This window comes from Tabrizicola soli, assembly GCF_015999335.1.
Lineage (GTDB): Bacteria > Pseudomonadota > Alphaproteobacteria > Rhodobacterales > Rhodobacteraceae > Tabrizicola > Tabrizicola soli.
The window spans coordinates 20,369-38,987 of record NZ_JAEACP010000010.1; the positions used below are offsets into that span (position 1 = coordinate 20,369).

The 18,619-nt window shown below is 68.4% G+C and carries 17 protein-coding genes; 7 read left to right on the top strand and 10 right to left on the bottom strand.

The features are described 5' to 3' along the window. Positions 1-33: 33 nt before the first annotated feature. Positions 34-936: a LysR substrate-binding domain-containing protein gene (locus tag I7S92_RS10500; protein ID WP_197643725.1), complete on the bottom strand. Its 903-nt coding sequence runs from the start codon at positions 934-936 to the stop codon at positions 34-36. 158 nt (positions 937-1,094) lie between these two features. Here I7S92_RS10500 and I7S92_RS10505 point away from each other — a divergent pair, with 158 nt between their 5' ends. From I7S92_RS10505 to I7S92_RS10515, 3 genes are read left to right on the top strand one after another with little or no spacing between them, the layout of a single operon-like run. Beyond that, positions 1,095-2,699: a zinc-binding metallopeptidase family protein gene (locus I7S92_RS10505; RefSeq protein WP_242070158.1), complete on the top strand. Its 1,605-nt coding sequence runs from the start codon at positions 1,095-1,097 to the stop codon at positions 2,697-2,699. Positions 2,700-2,717: 18 nt separating this feature from the next. Beyond that, positions 2,718-3,641, top strand: coding sequence for a dimethylarginine dimethylaminohydrolase family protein (locus I7S92_RS10510; protein ID WP_197643727.1), 924 nt, complete (start codon positions 2,718-2,720; stop codon positions 3,639-3,641). A 12-nt stretch (positions 3,642-3,653) separates the two neighbouring features. Continuing rightward, positions 3,654-5,024, top strand: coding sequence for an FAD-binding oxidoreductase (locus I7S92_RS10515; RefSeq protein WP_197643729.1), 1,371 nt, complete (start codon positions 3,654-3,656; stop codon positions 5,022-5,024). 266 nt (positions 5,025-5,290) lie between these two features. On the opposite strand, the gene I7S92_RS10520 is transcribed toward I7S92_RS10515, so the two are convergent. The 3 genes from I7S92_RS10520 to I7S92_RS10530 all read right to left on the bottom strand — a co-directional run bounded on the left by I7S92_RS10520 (position 5,291) and on the right by I7S92_RS10530 (position 7,109). Continuing rightward, a complete protein-coding gene (locus I7S92_RS10520) occupies positions 5,291-6,313 on the bottom strand; it encodes a MarR family transcriptional regulator (RefSeq protein ID WP_197643731.1) in 1,023 nt (340 codons plus the stop codon). A gap of 149 nt (positions 6,314-6,462) precedes the next feature. Further along, positions 6,463-6,873 carry a type II toxin-antitoxin system VapC family toxin gene (locus tag I7S92_RS10525; RefSeq protein WP_197643733.1) on the bottom strand — a complete coding sequence of 137 codons (411 nt, stop codon included), beginning with the start codon at positions 6,871-6,873 and terminating at the stop codon, positions 6,463-6,465. Next, positions 6,870-7,109, bottom strand: a complete 240-nt coding sequence (locus tag I7S92_RS10530; protein WP_197643735.1) for an AbrB/MazE/SpoVT family DNA-binding domain-containing protein — start codon at positions 7,107-7,109, stop codon at positions 6,870-6,872. Before I7S92_RS10530 ends, I7S92_RS10525 begins: the two co-directional genes overlap by 4 nt. Positions 7,110-7,181: 72 nt before the next feature. On the opposite strand from I7S92_RS10530, the gene I7S92_RS10535 reads away from it, so the two are divergent. Next, positions 7,182-8,225 (top strand): tyrosine-type recombinase/integrase, encoded by a 1,044-nt coding sequence (locus I7S92_RS10535; protein ID WP_197643737.1) that lies wholly within the window; start codon positions 7,182-7,184, stop codon positions 8,223-8,225. A 23-nt stretch (positions 8,226-8,248) separates the two neighbouring features. Here the strand turns inward: I7S92_RS10535 and I7S92_RS10540 are convergent, their stop codons facing one another. Continuing rightward, on the bottom strand, positions 8,249-9,358 hold the full coding sequence (locus I7S92_RS10540; RefSeq protein WP_197643739.1) for a ParB/RepB/Spo0J family partition protein: 1,110 nt from the start codon (positions 9,356-9,358) through the stop codon (positions 8,249-8,251). An 11-nt stretch (positions 9,359-9,369) separates the two neighbouring features. Continuing rightward, on the bottom strand, positions 9,370-10,662 hold the full coding sequence (locus I7S92_RS10545) for an AAA family ATPase (RefSeq protein ID WP_197643741.1): 1,293 nt from the start codon (positions 10,660-10,662) through the stop codon (positions 9,370-9,372). A 473-nt stretch (positions 10,663-11,135) separates the two neighbouring features. Between I7S92_RS10545 and I7S92_RS10550 the strand changes: the two genes are divergently transcribed. Further along, complete coding sequence (locus tag I7S92_RS10550) at positions 11,136-11,822, top strand: DnaA N-terminal domain-containing protein (RefSeq protein ID WP_197643743.1); 687 nt, start codon at positions 11,136-11,138, stop codon at positions 11,820-11,822. A 133-nt stretch (positions 11,823-11,955) separates the two neighbouring features. Here I7S92_RS10550 and I7S92_RS10555 read toward each other — a convergent pair whose 3' ends face one another. Genes I7S92_RS10555 through I7S92_RS10570 form a run of 4 tightly spaced genes read right to left on the bottom strand, consistent with a single transcriptional unit; the run spans position 11,956 to position 15,542 of the window. Then, positions 11,956-12,657, bottom strand: coding sequence for an ABC transporter ATP-binding protein (locus I7S92_RS10555; RefSeq protein WP_197643745.1), 702 nt, complete (start codon positions 12,655-12,657; stop codon positions 11,956-11,958). Further along, positions 12,650-13,441, bottom strand: coding sequence for an ABC transporter ATP-binding protein (locus I7S92_RS10560; protein WP_197643748.1), 792 nt, complete (start codon positions 13,439-13,441; stop codon positions 12,650-12,652). Before I7S92_RS10560 ends, I7S92_RS10555 begins: the two co-directional genes overlap by 8 nt. Beyond that, complete coding sequence (locus tag I7S92_RS10565) at positions 13,438-14,622, bottom strand: branched-chain amino acid ABC transporter permease (RefSeq protein WP_197643750.1); 1,185 nt, start codon at positions 14,620-14,622, stop codon at positions 13,438-13,440. The genes I7S92_RS10560 and I7S92_RS10565 overlap by 4 nt, the downstream gene beginning before the upstream one ends. Before the next feature lie 2 nt (positions 14,623-14,624). Then, the gene (locus I7S92_RS10570) at positions 14,625-15,542 is read right to left on the bottom strand and encodes a branched-chain amino acid ABC transporter permease (protein ID WP_197643752.1); all 918 of its coding nucleotides are present in this window, start codon (positions 15,540-15,542) and stop codon (positions 14,625-14,627) included. 218 nt (positions 15,543-15,760) lie between these two features. On the opposite strand from I7S92_RS10570, the gene I7S92_RS10575 reads away from it, so the two are divergent. Then, the gene (locus I7S92_RS10575; RefSeq protein ID WP_197643754.1) at positions 15,761-16,894 is read left to right on the top strand and encodes a branched-chain amino acid ABC transporter substrate-binding protein; all 1,134 of its coding nucleotides are present in this window, start codon (positions 15,761-15,763) and stop codon (positions 16,892-16,894) included. A 165-nt stretch (positions 16,895-17,059) separates the two neighbouring features. Then, complete coding sequence (locus I7S92_RS10580) at positions 17,060-18,592, top strand: 4-hydroxyphenylacetate 3-hydroxylase family protein (protein WP_197643756.1); 1,533 nt, start codon at positions 17,060-17,062, stop codon at positions 18,590-18,592. Positions 18,593-18,619 lie beyond the last annotated feature (27 nt).

Genomic DNA, 18,619 nt, shown 5'->3' on the forward strand with positions numbered 1-18,619 from the left:
AAACTTATTCGCCCCGTCGGCAAATGCGATTTGTCAAAGATGCGACAGGACCTGTTCGGGGTGCAGCTCCGAGCGGATCCAGCCCCGGAAGGCGGCGCAGGCCGGATTTTCCGCCTTTTCAGGGGGAACGATCATGAAATAGGACCGCGCCGAGCGGATCGCCAGATCGAACGGCCGCACCAGTTGACCGGCCGCCATGGCGTCGTGGCAGATGAATTCATCCCCCATCGCCACGCCTTGCGAGCCAAGCGCCGCGGCATAGACAAGGTTCATGTCCGAAAAGACGATACCCGTGCGGCCGGTGCAGTCGCCAAGTCCGGCCAGCCGGAACCAGTTCTCCCAATCGTCGTGGTCGCCGAGGTGCAGAAGGACCGTCTCGCGCAGCATTGCGGGCTGGGGCAGACCGTCGAGCCGGAAAAGCAGCGCGGGGCTACACAGCGGGGTGAATTCCACCGCGCGCAGCAACTCCACCTCCATCTCTGGCTGGTTGCCGAATCCGAAAGTTATGAACACATCCACGTCGGGGTTGCTGACATCGTCAAGTCGGCGCGGGGTTTCGACCGACAGTGACACATCCGGGTAGGCCGCCACGAAAGCGCCGATCTTGGCGCAAAGCCAGCTTGAAGCAAAGCCGGGCGGGCAACTGACCCTCAGGCCGCCCGAGACGCCGCGCGCAGCATTGCGCGAGGCCGAGCCGGAAATCATCGCCAGTGCGCGCCGGACGTCGAGGGCATAGGCCAGGCCCTGCGGCGTCAGTTCCACCCGGGTGCCGATGCGCGAGGTAAGCCGGAAACCCAGGTCACGCTCCAGCAGGCGCAACTGGTGGCTGACTGCGCTGCGGGTCAGGTTCAGCTCGTCGGCCGCCTGCCAGACCGTGCCGTGGCGGGCAAAGCTTTCCAGCGCACGCAGCGCCTGGGTCGAGGGGATACGTGCCATCTGGGCCTCCGGTCCTGGCGAAAGCCTAGCGCAGCCGGATGGATTGTGACAGGGAAAGGTGAAATCCATTTCACGCTGAACGGAAAATGTTTCACTTTTCGCAACGGGGGCGGCGGCGCTAGCCCTGTTGGCAGAGACCCGAACCGAAAGGCGCGTCCTTGTCGCCCATTGCCCCCAACCCCGATCTGACGGCTGCGCAGCGCGACGCGCTGGCGGCGATCGCCGCGCGCCAAGGCGAGTTGTCGGACTGGTGCGCCACGATCTTCGACTTCGGCGAAACCGCATGGCGCGAGTACCGTTCTGCCGAATGGTATGTGGCGCGGCTTCGCGCCGAGGGCTTCACCGTCGAGGAAGGTTCCGGCGGCATGCCGACCGCCTTTTGCGCCGACTGGCGCAACGGCGACGGTCCGGTGATCGGGATGTATGCCGAATACGATGGCATCCCCGGCAACTGTCAGGCGGCCGACCCCCGGCGCGGACCGCGAAGCGGTCTGGGCTTTCAGGCGGGCGGGCATACCGACCCTCATTCCGGGCTCGGCATTGCCGGACTTGGCGCCGCGCTGGCGGTCAAGGCCGCAATGCAGAAGCATGGCATCCGCGGTGGCATCCGTTTCACCGGGGAACCGGCCGAGAAGGTGCGCGGATCGAAGCCGATCCATGCGGCCAAGGGCTATTACGACGGCCTGGCGGCGATCCTGTCCTTCCACCCGTTCTACATGCTGCCGATGTGCAACACGGTGCGCTGGGACACGCATTGCGGCGCCGGCTGGTCGATGATCTACCGCTTCATCTGCGACGCGCCCGAGGGTTGGGGCCGCCACGACGGCGCGCCCATCCCGCAATCGCACAGCGCGATCCGGGCTCCGGGCGGCAATGACGCGCTGAACCTGATGTTCATGACCTCGAAATCCCTGCGGGATTCGATGCTACCACATCAGGGCGGCTGGTCGATTTCCGAGGCGATCCTGACCGCCGGACAGGCCACGGCCGACAACCAGCCTGCGGGGCTGGCGGAAATCCAGTACATGATGCGGGTTCCGACGATCGCCATGGCCGAAGCGGTGACGGAGGCGCTGGACCGCAACGCCGCGGCCGCCGCGGCCATGACCGGCTGCCGCTGGGAGCGCCACTGGGTCTGCAAATCGCGCCCCGGTCTCGCCAATCACGCGATGGCGCGCGTCGTCTGGACCGAGTTGCAGCGGATGGGCGCGCCCGTCTGGGGCGAGGCGGCCTGTGCCGTGGCGCGCGAGATTCAGGCGAACCTGGGCCTTGCCCCGCTGGAAGATCCATTCATCCCCGAGATGTCGCGGTTGATCGACCCCGAGGAGGCCGAGGCGATCCTGCGGCGCGACCTTCCCCCCAGCCAGACACATTCGACCTCGGACGACTATACCGACATGTGCTGGCACGCGCCGACTGCGCGGTTCTATGTGGCCCGCCCGTCGCTGCGCGGGCCGGACGGCTATGCCTATCCTGCCTGGGTGATGAATGCGCTTGGCGGCATCCGGGCTACGATAGATCCGATGGTGGAACGTGCCGCACAGGTGCTGGCGCTGTCGGCGCTGCGGCTGATCGAGGACGGCTCCGCGCGCGAGGCCGCCTGGGCCGAGTTCCGCGAAAGGACCGGCGGCGGCGTGGGCGGCACGACCTGGACGCCGCCCCAGTGCGACTACGAACCGCCCATCCACTTCCGCTGGCCCGAATATGTCACGACACCGCGCGGGCGGGACTGGTGGATTCCCTCCGCCATGCCCGGCGCCTGATCGAAAAGGAGAGATCCGATGAACGCCCCCACCCGCCCCGAGCCCTTCAGCCTGCAACGCCGCGATCCGAAGGGCGGCACAAAGCCGCTGACAAGCTGGGGTTTCCGCAATGAAACCGACCGGCTGACCGACGTGCTGCTGGGCAGCCCGGCGCATCTGCGCCACCTGTCCACCTCCAGCCTGTCGCGCAAGCACCTGCGCGAGGCGCCCTGCAACATCCAGGTTGCGCAGGCCCAGCACAAGGAACTGGTGGCCGCCTATGAGCACTTCGGCGTCAAGGTGCACATGCACCAGCCCACGCCCGAACTTCCGATGCAGGTCTATGCCCGCGATTCCAGCGTGATGACCCCCTACGGCGCCTTCATCACCGCGATGGCCAACTGGTGGCGGCGCGGCGAGAACTATGCCGCCATCCGCACCTATGAACAGCTTGGCATCCCGATCTACGACATGGTGACCGCCGGCACCTTCGAGGGCGGCGATTTCAACGTGATCGAGGAAGGCTGCGTGCTGATCGGCTGTGGCGGCGCACGCACGCAGGAAGAGGGCGCGCTTCAGGTCAAGGACTGGTTCGACAAGGAAGGCTGGGAAACCCGTCTCGCCTTCATCGACGAATACTATGTCCACATCGACCTCATGGTGGTGCCGATCGCGCCCAGGCTGACCGCCGTCTGCCTGGCCTGCACCGACCCCGGCATCGTCGACTGGCTGAAGGCGAAAGGGCATGAGATCATCGATGTGCCGTTCCAGGACACGATGGCGCTCGGCTGCAACTTCATGTCGCTGGGCGGCGACCGGGTGATCGCGCCGACCTCCTCCAGGACGCTGATCGCCCAGCTCAAGGCGCGCGGCTTCGAAGTGGCGGCAGTCGACATGTCGGAGATATCGAAGACGGGCGGCGGCATCCACTGCATGGCGCAGGCGCTGAAGCGCGTGGCCTGACGGGGCCGCGCCATGCTTTCGGAACACGTGCTGGAGGAGTTGCGCGCGGCGCTCGGGCCACGCGGCTGCCTCACCGGGGCCGAGGTGCCCGAAGCCACCCGTTCGGACGCAAGCCGGACGGGACGCACCCTGCCCCAGGCGCTCTTGCGCCCGGCCACGGTCGAGGAGGTCTCGCAGGCCATGGCGATCTGCCACCGCCACGGCGTGCCCGTGGTGCCGCAGGGGGGCATGACCGGGCTTGCCGGCGGGGCCAATCCAGGCCCCGCTGCGGTGGCGCTGTCGCTTGCGCGGCTGACCGGAGTCGAGGAGATCGACCATGAGGCGATGGCCATGGTGCTGCGCGCCGGGACCGTGCTGGAAGTGGCGCAGAAGGCGGCCGAGGCCGAGGGACTGCTGTTCCCCATCGACCTTGGCGCGCGGGGATCGTGCCAGATCGGCGGCAACATCGCCACCAATGCCGGGGGCCTGCGGGTTCTGCGCGATGGCATGACACGCGACAATCTTCTGGGCATCGAGGTCATCCTGGCCGACGGCACGGTGCTCAGCCGACTGACGAAAGTGGTGAAGGACAACACCGGCTACGACCTGCGCCATCTGTTCGCAGGGTCCGAGGGAACGCTTGGCATCATCACCCGCGCGGTGATCCGGCTTCGCCCGCTGCCGGGGCCGCGTGCCACGGTGCTGGCGGCGCTGCCGGATTTCGCCGCCGTGCTGCGGCTTCTGGCGCTGGCGCGGAAAAGCCTGCCCGGCCTTTCCGCCTTCGAGGCGATGTGGGCCGATTATTTTGCCCTGAACCAGCGTCTGCTGGGCCAGACCTTCTTTGCCGACCCGCCCCCCTTCGCGGTGCTGATGGAAGCGGACGAGGGCGCGGCGCTGGAAGCCGTGCTGGAGGAAGCGCTGGTCGAAGGCATCGTCTCCGACGCGCTCCTTGCCCGATCGATGGCCGAGGCGCGACGGTTCTGGGACCTGCGCGAGGGCCATGCGATGGATGCGGCGCTTCCGGGGCTGATCAATCTCGACGTCAGCCTGGCCGTGGGGCAACTCGATGACTTCGCCACCGCCTGCCGGCAGGCGCTGCTGGCTCGGTTTGCGCAGGCGCATGTATCGTTCTTCGGCCACATTGCCGACAGCAACCTGCACGTTGCCGTCGCGCTTCCGGGTGGCGGCACCGAAGCCGAGGCGCATCAGGTGGACGACATCGCCTATGGGGTCGTACGCGATCTCGGCGGTTCCATCTCCGCCGAACATGGCATCGGGAACCTGAAGCGCGACTGGCTTGGCCATTCGCGCAGCCCGGCCGAACTGGCGGCGATGCGGGCGGTCAAGGCCGCACTTGACCCCAAAGGAGTGCTGAACCCCGGCAAGGTGCTGCCGACAGGCTGACCTTCAGGCCACCGATCCCCTGGCCGCGACGCAGCTCTGCCAGAGCCACCCGAGCGCGGCAGACCTGGGTGAGCCGGGGCACCTTCGCAAGGAACCAGGCGACCCTCGAGTGACCCGCCATAGCAAGCGTTGCGTTGCCGTGCGGCGATCAATCTCCTGACCGGAGACCAGGCCCTCGCAGCTGAATGCTTTTGCCCTGGACTTGCAGGGAAACCCAGCGCGCAGCCTTTTGGCTCCATGGTTGACTTCCGCCCGACGGCAACCAGTCACACCTTCGCCGCCCAGACGCGGAACCGCCCCTGCCCGGTGACCTCGCGCGCCAGACCGCGGGCTTCCAGCAGGTCGAGGTTGCGCTGCACCGCCGCCCGGCTGGCGCCAGTCTCGGCCTCGGCCTGCGCCGCGCCCAGCATGGGTTGCGCCGCCAGCGCCGCGATCAGCCGCGCGGGGGTGCGGCCTGACAGGTCCGCTGTTCCGGCCTCCGCCTTCGCCCGCCAGTCGGCCAACCGCTCCAGCCGCATCAGCGCCGCCAGCACCGCCCGCTGCGCGCCCTGGATCCAGCCCGCCAGCCGCCGCTCCGGCGGGCCCGCGGCGGTCAGCCCCCCGAAGCCGGTGAGGCTGAGCGGCAGGAAGGGCAAGGTCCCCTGCCCCGCTTCCCGCGCCCCCAGCACCGCCGCCTCCAGCCCGCGCAGATGCTCGGGCCGCTCGTCCAGGCTCTGCCAGAGATGAAAGAGCGCGCAGCCCCGGGTCGCCGCCGAAAGGCCCGCGACCGGCTGCAATGCCGCCTCCACCTCGCCGGCCAGAAACGGGTCGCCCCTGCCCTCGCCGCCCAGGACATCGGCCAGCGCCGCCTGCAGCGCGCGCCCGGCCGGAGCCATCAGCCGCCGCGCGGCCCAGGCGGTGCGGATCAGCCCGGCGCCATCCGCCTCGGCCGCGCCGATCCGGTACGAGGTCCAGAGCGCCAGCCGGTCGGCGGCGATCCGGTCCCCCGTCCACCAGCTGAGGGACGCCGCCTCCTCCAGCGCCAGCCGCTGCACCGCCCCCGGCCCGGCCATGCGCAGCCGCTCGGCCAGCCGCCCGGCATCGAAGCCAAGCTCGGCCAGCTCGCCCGCCAGCTCCGCCTCGGCCGCGCGCCAGGGGCCGGCCTCGACCAGACCGGCCGCAGGCGCGCGGGGCAGCGGGCCCTCCTCCTCCGGCCCTGCGGGCAGGAACCACGGCGCCTCCGCTTCCGCGCCGTCATAGGGGCCGGGCGGGACGAGGCACTCATCATCTGGCGCAGGGCATCGCTGCATAATATGTGCAGAATATCCGCATTTTGCACAGCACCCAAGCGGAAATCTTCCCTCCCCATCAATCACGATAAGTCCCGCTTATCATGGCTATTGAGTTTCCCCGCCTCCGCGCGCAGAATCCCCCGCGAAACCGCCTCGAAAAGGTCAGATCAATGGTCCGGATTCGCACCCAGAAGCCGCATTCCGGCGATGCCGGCGGCCTTGCGGTCGAAGGTCGCCGTTTCCCGGCAGCCCGCGCCCTGCCCGGCGAGCGAAATCATCTGATCGGCGAAGCCAGGCCCGCCCTTGCGATAGCGATCGGCCGCCACGGCCACCCGATCCGCGGCCTCCAGGGTCAACTCCCGCGCCTCCAGCAGCCCGTCCAGGGCCCGCACGATGTCGGCGCGGTCCAGGCCATAGGCGCGCTCCAGCACCCAGACCAGCTCGACCATCACCTCGCGGCAGACAAAGCCCGGCGCGGCTTCGGTCAGGCCGGAGATCAGCGCAGCCGCAGCGGCCGCCTGTTCGGGTTCATCCTGGACCAGGAAGCGCACCAGCACATTGGTATCCAGCCCGATCACTGCTCCGCCGCCCCTTCGGCGATCGCAGCCTCCATCTCCTCCAGGCTGACCACCCGCCGGGCCTTGTCCTTGAGAAGGCCGGCAAGCCCCGCCACCGGCTGCGAACGCACCAGCCGCACTTCGCCGCCATCCAGGATCAGGTACCGGACCCGGTCGCCGGGGTTGAGATGCAGAGCGGCCCGCACATCCCTGGGCAGGGTCGTCTGGCCCTTGATCGTCACCGTCGATTCCGGCATGACAGCCCCCAAGGTGAAAATACATCTTGCATTACATATAGGCAAAGCGCCTTGTTCTCGCAAGGCCCCCGGATGACCCTCCTCGCCCTGCCCGGCTATGCCCAGCTCTCCGAGGCCGACGAGGCCGCCCTGACCGAGCTCTACCGGCGCGGCACCCCGGCCAATACCCTGCGCGCCTGGGAGCGGGACCTGGCCTATGTCGCGGCCTGGAAGATGGCCGCCTTCGGCCAGCCCCTCGCCTGGCCCGAGGCCGAGAAGGTCGCGCTGCGCTTCATCCTGGACCATGCCCAAGACCTGACCGACAGGCCCGGCCCGGCGCAGGACGTGGCGCTCGAGCTCATCGCGATCGGCCTGCGCAACGCGCTTGCCTGCCCGGCCCCGGCCACGCTGGACCGGCGGATCGCCTCCTGGAAGGCATTCCACCGGATGCGCAACCTCGCCTCGCCCTTCACCTCTCCGCTGGTCCAGCAGGCCCGGCAAAAGGCCCGCCGCGCCAATGCACGGCCGCGCGTCCCGAAGTCGCCCAAGCCGGTCACCCGCGACATCCTCGAGGCGCTGCTTTCCACCTGCGACGACAGCAATCGCGGCATCCGGGACCGGGCGATGCTGATGCTGGCCTTTGCCAGCGGCGGGCGGCGGCGGTCCGAGGTCGCGGGCTTGAACGCCGAGGACATCGGACGCGACGACTTCAAGGCCAGGGGCCTGCTCTGGATCCGGCTCTTGGAGACCAAGACCACCCGCAAGGACCAGGCCCCGAGGCTGCCGCTGAAGGGCCGCGCCGCGCGGGCGGTGGTGCATTGGCTGGAGGTCACCGGCATCAGCCAGGGCCCGCTGTTCCGCCCGGTCTCCAAGGGCGACCGCCCCCTGCCCCGGCGCCTGGCTCCGGATGCGCTGCGGACGATCCTGCGCCACCGGCTGCGGCTGGCGGGACTGCCCGAGGATTTCGCCACCCCGCACGGCCTGCGCGCCGGCTTCCTGACCCAGGCCGCGCTGGACGGCGCCCCCCTGGCGGCGGCGATGAAGCTGAGCCTGCACCGCTCGGCCGTGCAGGCGCAGAAATACTATGCCGATGTCGAGATCAGCGAGAACCCGGCGACCGACCTGCTGGGAGACTGAAAACCTTCCCCGCGGGGAAGGTTCTAGCCGTCAAGCTGGTCCAGCATCAGCCGGACCGCCAGCTCCAGCTGGCGCCGGTCGATGGTGGTGAAGTCGCGGTCCAGCTGGATTTCCAGCTTGCCCACCGCCGCCACGCATTTGCCGCGCCCCTCGGCCCGGTCGAACTGAAAGCTCGTCCTGGCCCTCGCGGGCTTGCTGGGGCGGGCGGGCCGGGGGGCGGGCGCCTCCCCTGCCCCGGCCTCCTCGGCCGTCTCGCCGGCAAAGCGGCGCAGGACGGCAAGCTCGTCCATGATCGCGCGATTGTCCCAGCCCTTCAGCTCGGACTGGATCATCTGCACCAGGCCCGGCACCTCCTCCAGCCGCCGGGCAAGCGCCAGACCCAGCGCGCGCGGGATCTCCTGCGGGTAAAGCAGCGCGCCACCCAGCCGCTCCATCACCGCGATGAAGGCGCGGATGTAGCTGCGTTTCTGATAGCCGGCCGACTTGAACAGCAGCGCCACCGCCTTCTCGGGGTCGCTGACCCTTGTGCCGGGGTCGCGGGCATAGTCGAGCGCCAGGAGCGCCATCTCGGCAAAGGAGATGTCCTTCCGCACCAGGTTCTCGTCCACCATCTTGCGGTAGAGCGCGTCGAGGTCCTCGCCCGGCTGGCTGACGGCGGCGGGAATCCGGCCCCAGGTCTCGCTGTCGCCGGTCTCGGCCAGAAGCTCGCCAAAGGCGGCAAGGCGGCGGTAGCCCTGGATCAGCTCGAACCGGCCATCGGCGCGGGCCTCGAGCCGGATCGGGTTCGACAGGCCCAGGTCGGCGATCGAGGCCTTCAGCTCGGCCAGCTGGTCGTCGGGGCCGGGCTTGCGGTCGCGGACCAGCTTGTACATGTCGATCCGGTCCAGCGGCACCAGCTCCAGCACCAGGCCAAGGCGCTTCAGCCGGACATGCTCATGCGCGAGGTTGTCGTTCTCGGCCCGGATCCGCGCCTCGACCTCCTGCCGTTCGCGGGTGGCGTCGGCGGTCTCGGCGATCGCGGCGGCCATCGGGCCGCGCCGGGCCGGGGGATCGGAAACCTTCCCCGCGGGGAAGGTTTCGGGCACCGGCCCCTCGGGCAGGTCGATGTCGAACATGCGGCGCTTCCTGGACATGGCGGCCCCCTTCAGATCCGATCCCAGGCGGCGAGCACGCTGCCCCGGAATTCCTCATAGGCGCGGTCGAAGCTGGCGCGTGCGCGGCGCCAGGTCTCGCGCGTCATCTCGCGGTAGTCGATCTCGTAGACCGAGGAGAGGAAGCGGCCGGACTGTTCGACGGCGCGGGTCATCTCGATCGGGCTTTCGGCGACATGTGGGCCAAAGACCTTGCGGAAAGCTTCGAACATCGCGCGGTGCAGGTCGTTGCCGGGCTCGTAGCGCGTCATCAGGAAGCGGATGTCGGCGAAGGCCTTGGGCAGCGAAACCTTCCCCGCGGGGAAGGTCGGGCCGAAACCGGAGAGATCCTCCAGCGCCTCGGCGAGCTGGCCGATGAAGCTGGTGGTGGAATCGTATTCCCAGTAGCCGGGGCCGGAGGGGATGTAGAGCATGTCGGCCGCGAAGACCGCGTTCATCGACTGGTAGCCGATGGCGGGCGGGCAGTCGAAGAGGATGAGGTCGTAATCGTCGTCGCCGAGACCGTCGAGATAGCGCGAGACGGCGGCGAAGAAGGACCATTCGGGGTTCAGGTGGCGGTACTGGGCGCTGGCGAACTCCACGAAGGCGGCGTTGGCGCAGGAGGGGACGATGTCGATGGTGGACCAGGCGGTCGGCTTGATGAAGTCGCCGTGGCGCAGCTCGCCGAGGCCGAGGTCGCGGATCGAGCCCGGGATCTGGCGGCGGGGCAGGGCGGTCCCGCTGGCGGCCCCGGTGGCGGCGGCGTTCATCCGGTCGGTCTCGCGGATGAGGTCGCGGGCCATGATGCCCCAGACGGTATAGTCCTCGGCGACGTCGTTGAGGCCCATGGAATGCGAGAGCGTGGCCTGGGGGTCGAAGTCCACCAGGAGCACCCGATAGCCGTCCAGCGCGGCGGCATGGGCGAAGTGGAGCGCGACGGTCGACTTGCCGGCGCCGCCCTTGAAGTTGGCGACAGCCGCACGGAAGGCGCGCTTGCCCTGGGGGCGGGGGGGCATCAGGGTCTTGCGGTTGATCTTCATCTTGCGGCGCAGTTCGTTGATCTCGTCCAGGCTGAACCAGCGCTGGCGGCCGTCGGGCTCGACTTCCCCGCCGGGAAGGTCGGGCTCGGCCACGAGGCGGCCGCGGAAGGTGGACTGGTTGATGCGGAAGATCAGCTCGGCCACCTCCCACGAGGAGAATCGGCGCAGCGTCTTCTGGTTTTCGGGGCTGAAGGTCTGCTGGCGGATCCAGCTTTGCATCTTCAGCGACTGCGCCTGCAGGCGCGAGAGATCTTCGTGCGTGTACATGCCGCCTCTTGGAAACGTAAATTCCTGCCGCTTTCCGAAATACGCCGGATTTGCCAGAAATGCAAAAGCGAAGTTATCATCGGGCGAAACCTTCCCCGCGGGGAAGATTCCGGGCCGCGGGCAAGGGTTGCGCTGCGAATCGGCCGGGACGGGCGGGCAGGGGGTCGCGGGCGGGACGGGGCATAAAATGGGGGACATCCGGGGAGGCCCTACCGTATATTGGGGGACATTTCCCGGCAATTGGGGGACAGCCACAATGTCCCGCAATACCAGTGATACCCATTTTCTTCAAAATGGTTTCGGGTTGAACCGGCTTCCCGAGCCAGAGTGCTTGACAGAATCGGAAATGCGGACGCAAATGGCGATCATGCGCCAAAGAGCGTTGCGTTAACCGCTTGAGAACCCGATCACGGGCAGGATGACGAGGCAGGCCGGGACTTGAGGGAAGTCCTGGCGAGGGACAGGAGACGGTCATGCAGCTTCCCCGGCCGGTCGGGCGCGAGGCCGCATCGCGGAAATACGACATCCTGTCGGCGCTCATGGCCTTTGCCCTGTCGCAGGACAAGCATGTGCAGCGGCAGATCCTGCGGATCATGGCGCTGATCACGACGCGCTACAACTGGCAGCGCGACGAGCTGACCATGGGCCAGGCCGAGATCGCGCGGATGTGGTCGGTGGACGACCGGACGGTCAAGCGCGAGATGGCGCGGCTGCGGGCGCAGGGCTGGCTGGTGCTGAAGCGGCAGGGCGCGCGGGGGCGGGTGAGCGTCTATGGCATGGATCTGAACCGGATGCTGGAGGACACGCGGCCGGCCTGGCCGCTGATCGGCGAGGACTTCGTGGCACGGCTGGATCCGGCCGGGACGGCGCCGGCGGGGCAGGGGACCTCGAACGTGGTGCCGCTGCGGGCGGCGCCGTCGCCGGTGGCGGACGGCTCGGTCTGGGCGGCGGCGCAGGCCCGGCTGCATCAGGAGGATGCGGCGATCTACGGCGCCTGGTTCCACGCCCTGACCAGCGCGGGGCTGGAGGCCAATTGCCTGACGCTGGCCGCGCCGACGCGGTTCCACGCGACCTATGTCGCCACCAACCTGAAGGAGCGCCTTCTGCGGGCGCTGCGCCAGATCGACCCCAGCCTGCGCGACGTGCGGCTGCTGGGCTGAGCCGGGCGGTCGGGAAAGGCCCCTGGAAAGGCGGAAGGGCAGGATGCGGACGGCGACCAAGCCGGTCCAGCCGCCGGTCATCCGGGCAGGCGACTCGTGTGGTGCGGGCGGCGGGTGTGCGCCGCCCTTGGGGCTAGAGATACATGTGCCGGATCGTGTCGTCGCGCAGAAGGTCGGCGCTGGCCCCTTGCAGCGCGATCCGGCCGCGGACGAGGAGATAGCCCCGCTCGGCGATGGACAGCGCGGTCTCGGCGTTCTGCTCGATCAGGAGGACGGCCTTGCCCTGGTCGCGGATGCGGGCGACGATCTGGAAATACTCGTCGATCAGCTTGGGCGAGAGGCCGAGCGAGGGTTCGTCCATCACCACCAGCCGCGGCTCGCCGATCAGGGCGCGGGCGAGGGCCACCATGGCCTGCTCGCCGCCCGACATGGTACCGGAACGCTGGTCCAGACGCTCGCGGATGCGGGGAAAGAGCTGCGCCATCTTCTCGATCTGCGCCGCGAATTCCAGCGCGGGGGCGCGGGCGGCATCGAAGGCGAGGCGCAGGTTCTCGCGCACGGTGAGGGTGGGAAAGAGGCGGCGGCCCTCGGGGACGAAGCCGACGCCGAGACTGGCCAGCGCCTCGGTGCCGCAGTCGCGCACATCGCGCCCGGCGATGCGGACCTGCCCGCTTTCGGCGCGCAGAAGGCCGCAGATCGCGTTGAAGGTCGTGCTTTTCCCCGCCCCGTTCGGGCCGAGAAGGCAGACCATCTCGCCCTCGCCGACGCGCAGGGAGACCTCGCGCAGCATGGGCACGGTGCCGTAGCTGGTGTTGACCCGTTCCATCTCAAGCATGTTGTGCTGCCTTCTGACCAAGGTAGGCCTCCTGCACGCGCGGCATCAGCCGCACCTCGGCGAACTGGCCGTCGGCGATCTTGCGGCCGTAGTCGATGACGGCCACCCGGTCGGGCAAAGCGGCGACGAGGCGCATGTCGTGTTCGATGATCAGGAACGAGAGGCCCGGCCGTTCCGCCATCACGCGGCGGACATCGGCCATCAGCGCGTCGGTGTCGCGGTCGTCCATGCCCGAGGAGGGTTCGTCCAGCATGATGACCTTCGGTTCGGAGGCCAGCGCGCGGGCGATCTCCAGCCGGCGGCGGTCGGCCTGGGGCAGGGCGCCGGCGAGCATGTGGCGACGGGCGTAGAGATGCGGCGAGATTGAGCGGATCAGCTCGGTGGCGCGCTCGGCGGCCTCGGTGAGTTCCGCCCTGGCCTTGCGGGGGCGCAAAAGCGCGTCGAGCACGCCGGAGCGGGTGCGCGTATGCATCCCGATCACCACGTTGTCGACCAGCGTCAGGTCGTTGAACAGGCGGCTGGACTGGAAGGTCCGCGCGATCCCGGCCGCGGCGATCCTGTGCGCGGGCCAGCCGGTGATGTCGCGTCCGTCGAGTTCCACCTTGCCGGAGCTGGGCCGGTAGATGCCCGAGATCAGGTTGAAGAGCGTGGATTTCCCCGCCCCGTTCGGGCCGATGATGCACAAGACCTCGGACGGGTTCAGCGTCAGGTCGACATCGGCCACCGCGACCAGCCCGCCGAAGCGGATCGACAGGTTGGTGACCTGAAGGGCAGAGCGGGTCATTGCGGGCCTCCGTAATGGCGCGGACGCTGCGGGAACAGGCCCTGGGGCCGCAGGATGAGGAACAGGATCACGATGACGCCGACGAACAGGAGCCGGTAATCCGCGAAGATGCGCAGCTTTTCCGGCAGGAGCGTGAGCAGGAAGGCCCCGAGGATCACCCCCAGCGTGTTGTCCATGCCGCCGACGATCACCATGGTCATGATCGTGACCGAGACCAGGAAGGTGAAGTTGTCGGGCGAGATGTAGCTGACGTAGAAGGCGTAGATCGTGCCGGCGAAGGCGGCGAGGAAGGCGTCGACGCCGAAGGCCAGCATCTTGTACCAGACCACGTCGATCCCCTGGCAGCGCGCGGCCAAGGGGTCGGCCCGCAGGGCGTTCCAGGCCAGCCCGACCCGGCTGTCGTGCAGGCGCTTGGCCGAGAGGATCGAGAGCGCGACCAGGGCGGCCGAGAGGTAGTAGAAATTGGCCTGGCTGGGCAGGCGGAAGCCGAGAACCTCGATCGGCTGGGCGAAGGAATGGCCGAAGATCGTGGGCGCCGGGATGCCGACAAGGCCGTTCGGGCCGCCGGTCCAGCTGAAGTTGTTCAGAAGCTGGTGCACGACGATGCCGAAGGCGATGGTGACGAGGGCGAGGTAGCTTTCCCGCGTGCGCATCGAGGGAAAGCCGAGGAGGAAGCCGAAGATCGTGGCGACCACGGCGGCGACCGGCAGGGTCAGCCAGAACGAGACGCCGAAGTTCAGCGCCAAAAGCGCCGAGGTATAGGCGCCGATCCCGTAGGAGGCGCCGGTGGCGAAGTTCGGGATGTTGGCGCTGCCGAGCTGGAAGTTCAGCGCCAGCGCCAAGACGGAATAGAGAAGCGCGATGACCAGCAGGTGCAGGGCGTAGCTGGAGCCCTGCATGAAGAAGGGATAGGCCAGCACGATCCCCACGCCGAGGGCCAGGGCAGGGCGGCGTTGGGCGCGGAAGGCGGAGACGATGCGTTCCTCCAGCCCCGGGCGCAGTTGCAGCAGTGCGAAGATCGCGCCCATGACGGCGAGGAGGGCCACGACGACGGCGGTTTTCTCGCCCAGCAGGAAGGCGCCGAGCAGCGCCGCGCCGCCCAGCTGGACCCCGGCGACGATGGCGAGGTCAGGGCCGGTGGCCGGGCGCGGCTGGGCTAGCGAAAGCTCGTGGTTGGCCATGGTCACACCTTCTCGAACACGGGTTTGCCCAGGACGCCGCTGGGTTTCAGCACGAGGACGAGGATCACCAGGGCGAAGATGAACACCAGCCGGTAGGAGGCCCCGTCCGGGATCGTCATCTGCACCGTCGTGTCCACTCCGGCGATCAGCAGGCTGCCGAGGATCGCGCCCTGCATCGAGCCGAGCCCGCCGATGACGGCGGCGGAAAAGCCGATCAGGCCGAGCTGGACGCCGAAGTCGAAGCGGACCACGCCGGCGTGGCTGGCGAAGAACACCGCGCCGACCGCGCCGATGGCCGAGGCGATGAAGAAGGTGATGGCGAAGATCCGGTCGGGGCGGATCGCCATGAGGCGCGCCACGGCGCGGTCCTCGGCCACGGCGCGGATCCGCAGGCCGACGGGGGTGCGGTTCAAGAGCCAGAACAGCGCCGCGACCGTGGCCACCGAGACGAAGATCACGATCAGGCTGAAGACTGGGACCGCCACCTCGCCCAGGCGGAGGACCTCGGTCGTCAGCGCGGGGAAGGGCTTGGGGTTGGAGCCTTGCGGATAGAGCGTGCGGATCAGCTCGCGCACCACGGTGCCGAGGGCCACGGTCGCCACCAGCGCCATCATCGCGGGGGCGGCGCGGAAGCGGCGGATCACCAGCCAGTCGACCAGCACGCCGAAGAGGCCGACCACCAGCGTCGCGGCGAGGATCGCGAGGATCAGCGTCGCGGTGCCGCCGTCGGGCACCAAGGTCACGGTGACGGCCTGGATCACGGCCAGCGCCACGAAGGGCGCGGCCATCGACACGTCGCCATGCGAGAAGTGGATGACGTCCAGGACGCCGAACAGAAGACTGAAACCAAGGGCGACAAGGGTATAGATACTCCCGAGCACCAGCCAGTTGAGCAGGTGCTGCGCGACCAGTGCGTCCATCGGACTCCTCCCTGAATTTCGGTGGCGCGGTGCGTTCTGACCGGAATAGTCGGGCGGTCGTGTCCGGTGCAAAGGGAAAGCCCCCGACCTTGGCTAGGGTTTTCCGATGCATGATATCGGAAATTGCGACTTTCTGTCGCAGCGCGCTTCCAACAGCTTCCTTCTGGGCCCGGCACCCGCCGGCGGACCGCAAGAGAAGACTCAAAGGGAGTGATGGAATGAACGAACTGAAAACGCGGCGTCGTTCGGTGCTGGCCGGTCTCATGCTGGCCGGGGCGATGGCGGCCATGCCGGCGATGGCGCAGGACAAGCCCCTGATCAAGCTGGGTTTCATCGGCCCGATCTCGGGCGGGAACGCGGCGCAGGGCCTGGGCGCGCAGAACGGATTCCTGCTGGCGATCGAGCAGGCGAATGCGGGCGACTATCCCTACAAGGTCGAGCCGGTGGTGCTGGACGACGCCTCGGACCCGCAGACCGGCGTCGCGGCGGCGCTGAAGCTGGTCAACGATCCCGAGGTGATCGCGGCGACCGGCCACTGGAACAGCCCGGTGGCGCTGGCGACGATGCCGGTCTTCAACCGCTTCCAGATGCCGATGATCGTCTGGGGCGCGATCAGCCCGAAGATCACCGAGCAGAACCTGCCCGAGATCACCCGCGTCACGCCCACCCTCGTCACCGAGAACAAGCCCCTGGCGGAATGGGCGGCCACCGGCCTTGGCGCGAAGAAGATCGCGATCGTCGCCGATACTTCCGACTATGGCGTCGCCAATACCGAGGCCTTCCGCGGCTTCTTCACCGAGGCGGGCGGCGAGATCGTGTCCGAGGACCTGTTCCCGGTCGGCACCATCGACTTCCGCACCGCTCTGACCAAGCTGCGCGATGGCGGGGCCGAGGCGCTGTATTTCGGCGGCGTGATCGCCGAGGCGGGCATCCTGCGCAAGCAGATGGCCGAGGTCGGGCTGGACATCCCGATGATCGGGATCTCGGGCTTCTACGACCCCGAGTTCATCGCGCTGGCGGGCGACGCGGCCGAGGGCACGATGGTCAGCTATCCGGCGGCGCAGTCGAACCCGAAGCAGGATCAGCTGATGGCGGATTACGCCGCGCGCGGCTTTGCCGAGGAAAGCAGCCCCTATACGAAATACGCCTATGACGCGACCAACATCCTGCTGGAGTCGATCGCCGCGACGGGGATCGAGGACAAGGCGGCGCTGGCGGCGGCGATCCGGGGCATCAGCCATGACGGCGCCCTGGGCGTGACCACCTTCGACGCCAACGGCCAGACCCAGATCCCGGTCGAGATCGAGATCAAGGAGGTCAAGGACGGCGCCTGGGTGACCCGCGCCGAGTGACGCGCCTGCCGGTGCCGGGGGTGCGCCCGCGGCATCGGATTTCCTACGGCAGGGCCACGGAAACGCATATTTTCCCCGGCCCGCCGCAGCTTGCTACCAGCAGGGGACCCCGGGCCGCTGGCCTGACGGCAGAACCGAACATCCGAAACGAATGAGGGATCAGCGATGATCAGAACAGGTCAACAGTACAGGGATTCGATCCGGGATGGCCGGCGCATCTGGGTGAATGGCGAGCGGGTGGACGATGTCACCACCCATCCGCAGTTCAAGCCCCTGGTCGACATCCGCGCCCGCATCTTCGACATGCAGCACGAGGCCGCGCATCAGGAGCTGATGACCGTGGTCGAGGACGGCGAGCGCAACGCACTCGGCTCGGCCCTGCCTTACAGCCAGGACGACTGGTGGGCCAAGCGCCGGGCGACCGACCACATGCTGAACGAGATCGGCGGCGTCGTCACCCGCGTCGGCGACGAGACCGTGGGCGAGATGTGGTCGCTGTATGACGGCCAGGACGTGCTGAACGAGGTCGATCCGCAGTTCGGCAAGAACATCAAGGCGCATATCACCCGCGTCTTGCGCGAGGATCCGTTCCACGTCTCGGCCAATACCGACCCGAAGGGCGACCGTTCCAAGGCGCCGCAGGACCAGGACCCCGACATGCTGCTGCATGTGGTCAAGGAGACCGACGCCGGGATCGTGGTGCGCGGCGCGAAATACGAGACCGCGGCGGCCTATGCCAACCAGGCCTTCACCAAGCCGACCATCGCCAACTGGGGCAACAACGCGCTCTCGGACTATGCCGTGGGCTTCATCTGCGACCTGGGCAGCCCGAACCTGCGCTTCATCTGCCGCACCGGATTCGCCGGCCGGGCCGATGCGCGCGACTATCCGCTGGCGAACAAGTTCGACGAGGTCGACACCATCGTCATCTTCGACGACGTGCTGATCCCCTGGGAGAACGTGCTGTTCTACCGCCATACCAAGGCGGCGACCTTCATCCGCGCCACCCTGCACCGCTATTCGGCCTTCGCCTTCGTGCAGCGCAACCTGAAGCTCGCCGACATGATGATCGGCGCGGCGCTGTTCAACGCGCGGCAGACCGGCCTGGACAAGCAGCAGGCGGTGCAGGAGAAGCTGGCGCAGCTGGCGGTCTACCGCGAGGGGATCAACGCGCACCTCACCGCCGCCATCGCGCTGGGGGAGCGGTCCCCGGCCGGGCTGATGATGCCGAACCAGTCGCTGCTTTATACCGGGCGGGTGCTGGCCTGTTCGCAGCTGCACGAGATGATGCATATCGCGCGCGAGCTGTGCGGCGGGCAGATCTGCGTGACGCCGGATGTCGGGTCCTTCGAGAACCCCGAGACCAAGCCCTGGCTGGACAAGTACTATACCATCAACGACGAATGGCAGGCCGAGGATCGCCGCAAGCTTCTGGCCTTCGCGCGCGACATGCTGAACTCGGACTATGCCGGGCACCGGCTGACCTTCCAGCTGTTCGCCCAGTCCCCGCCCTTTGCGCATCTGGCGGCGGTCTACCGCAACTTCGGCTGGGACGGGCCCTTGGCTTTCGTCAAGGAAGCGGCCGGCCTGTCGGACCGGGTGATGGGCGGCAAGACCCTGTCCGCCGGCGACAGCGCGGTGTCGAGCTGGTTCTCGACCGACATCAGCACCCACGCCCGGCGCACCGCCGCCGAGTGAGCGAAACCGGCGGCGCCCGATGGGTGG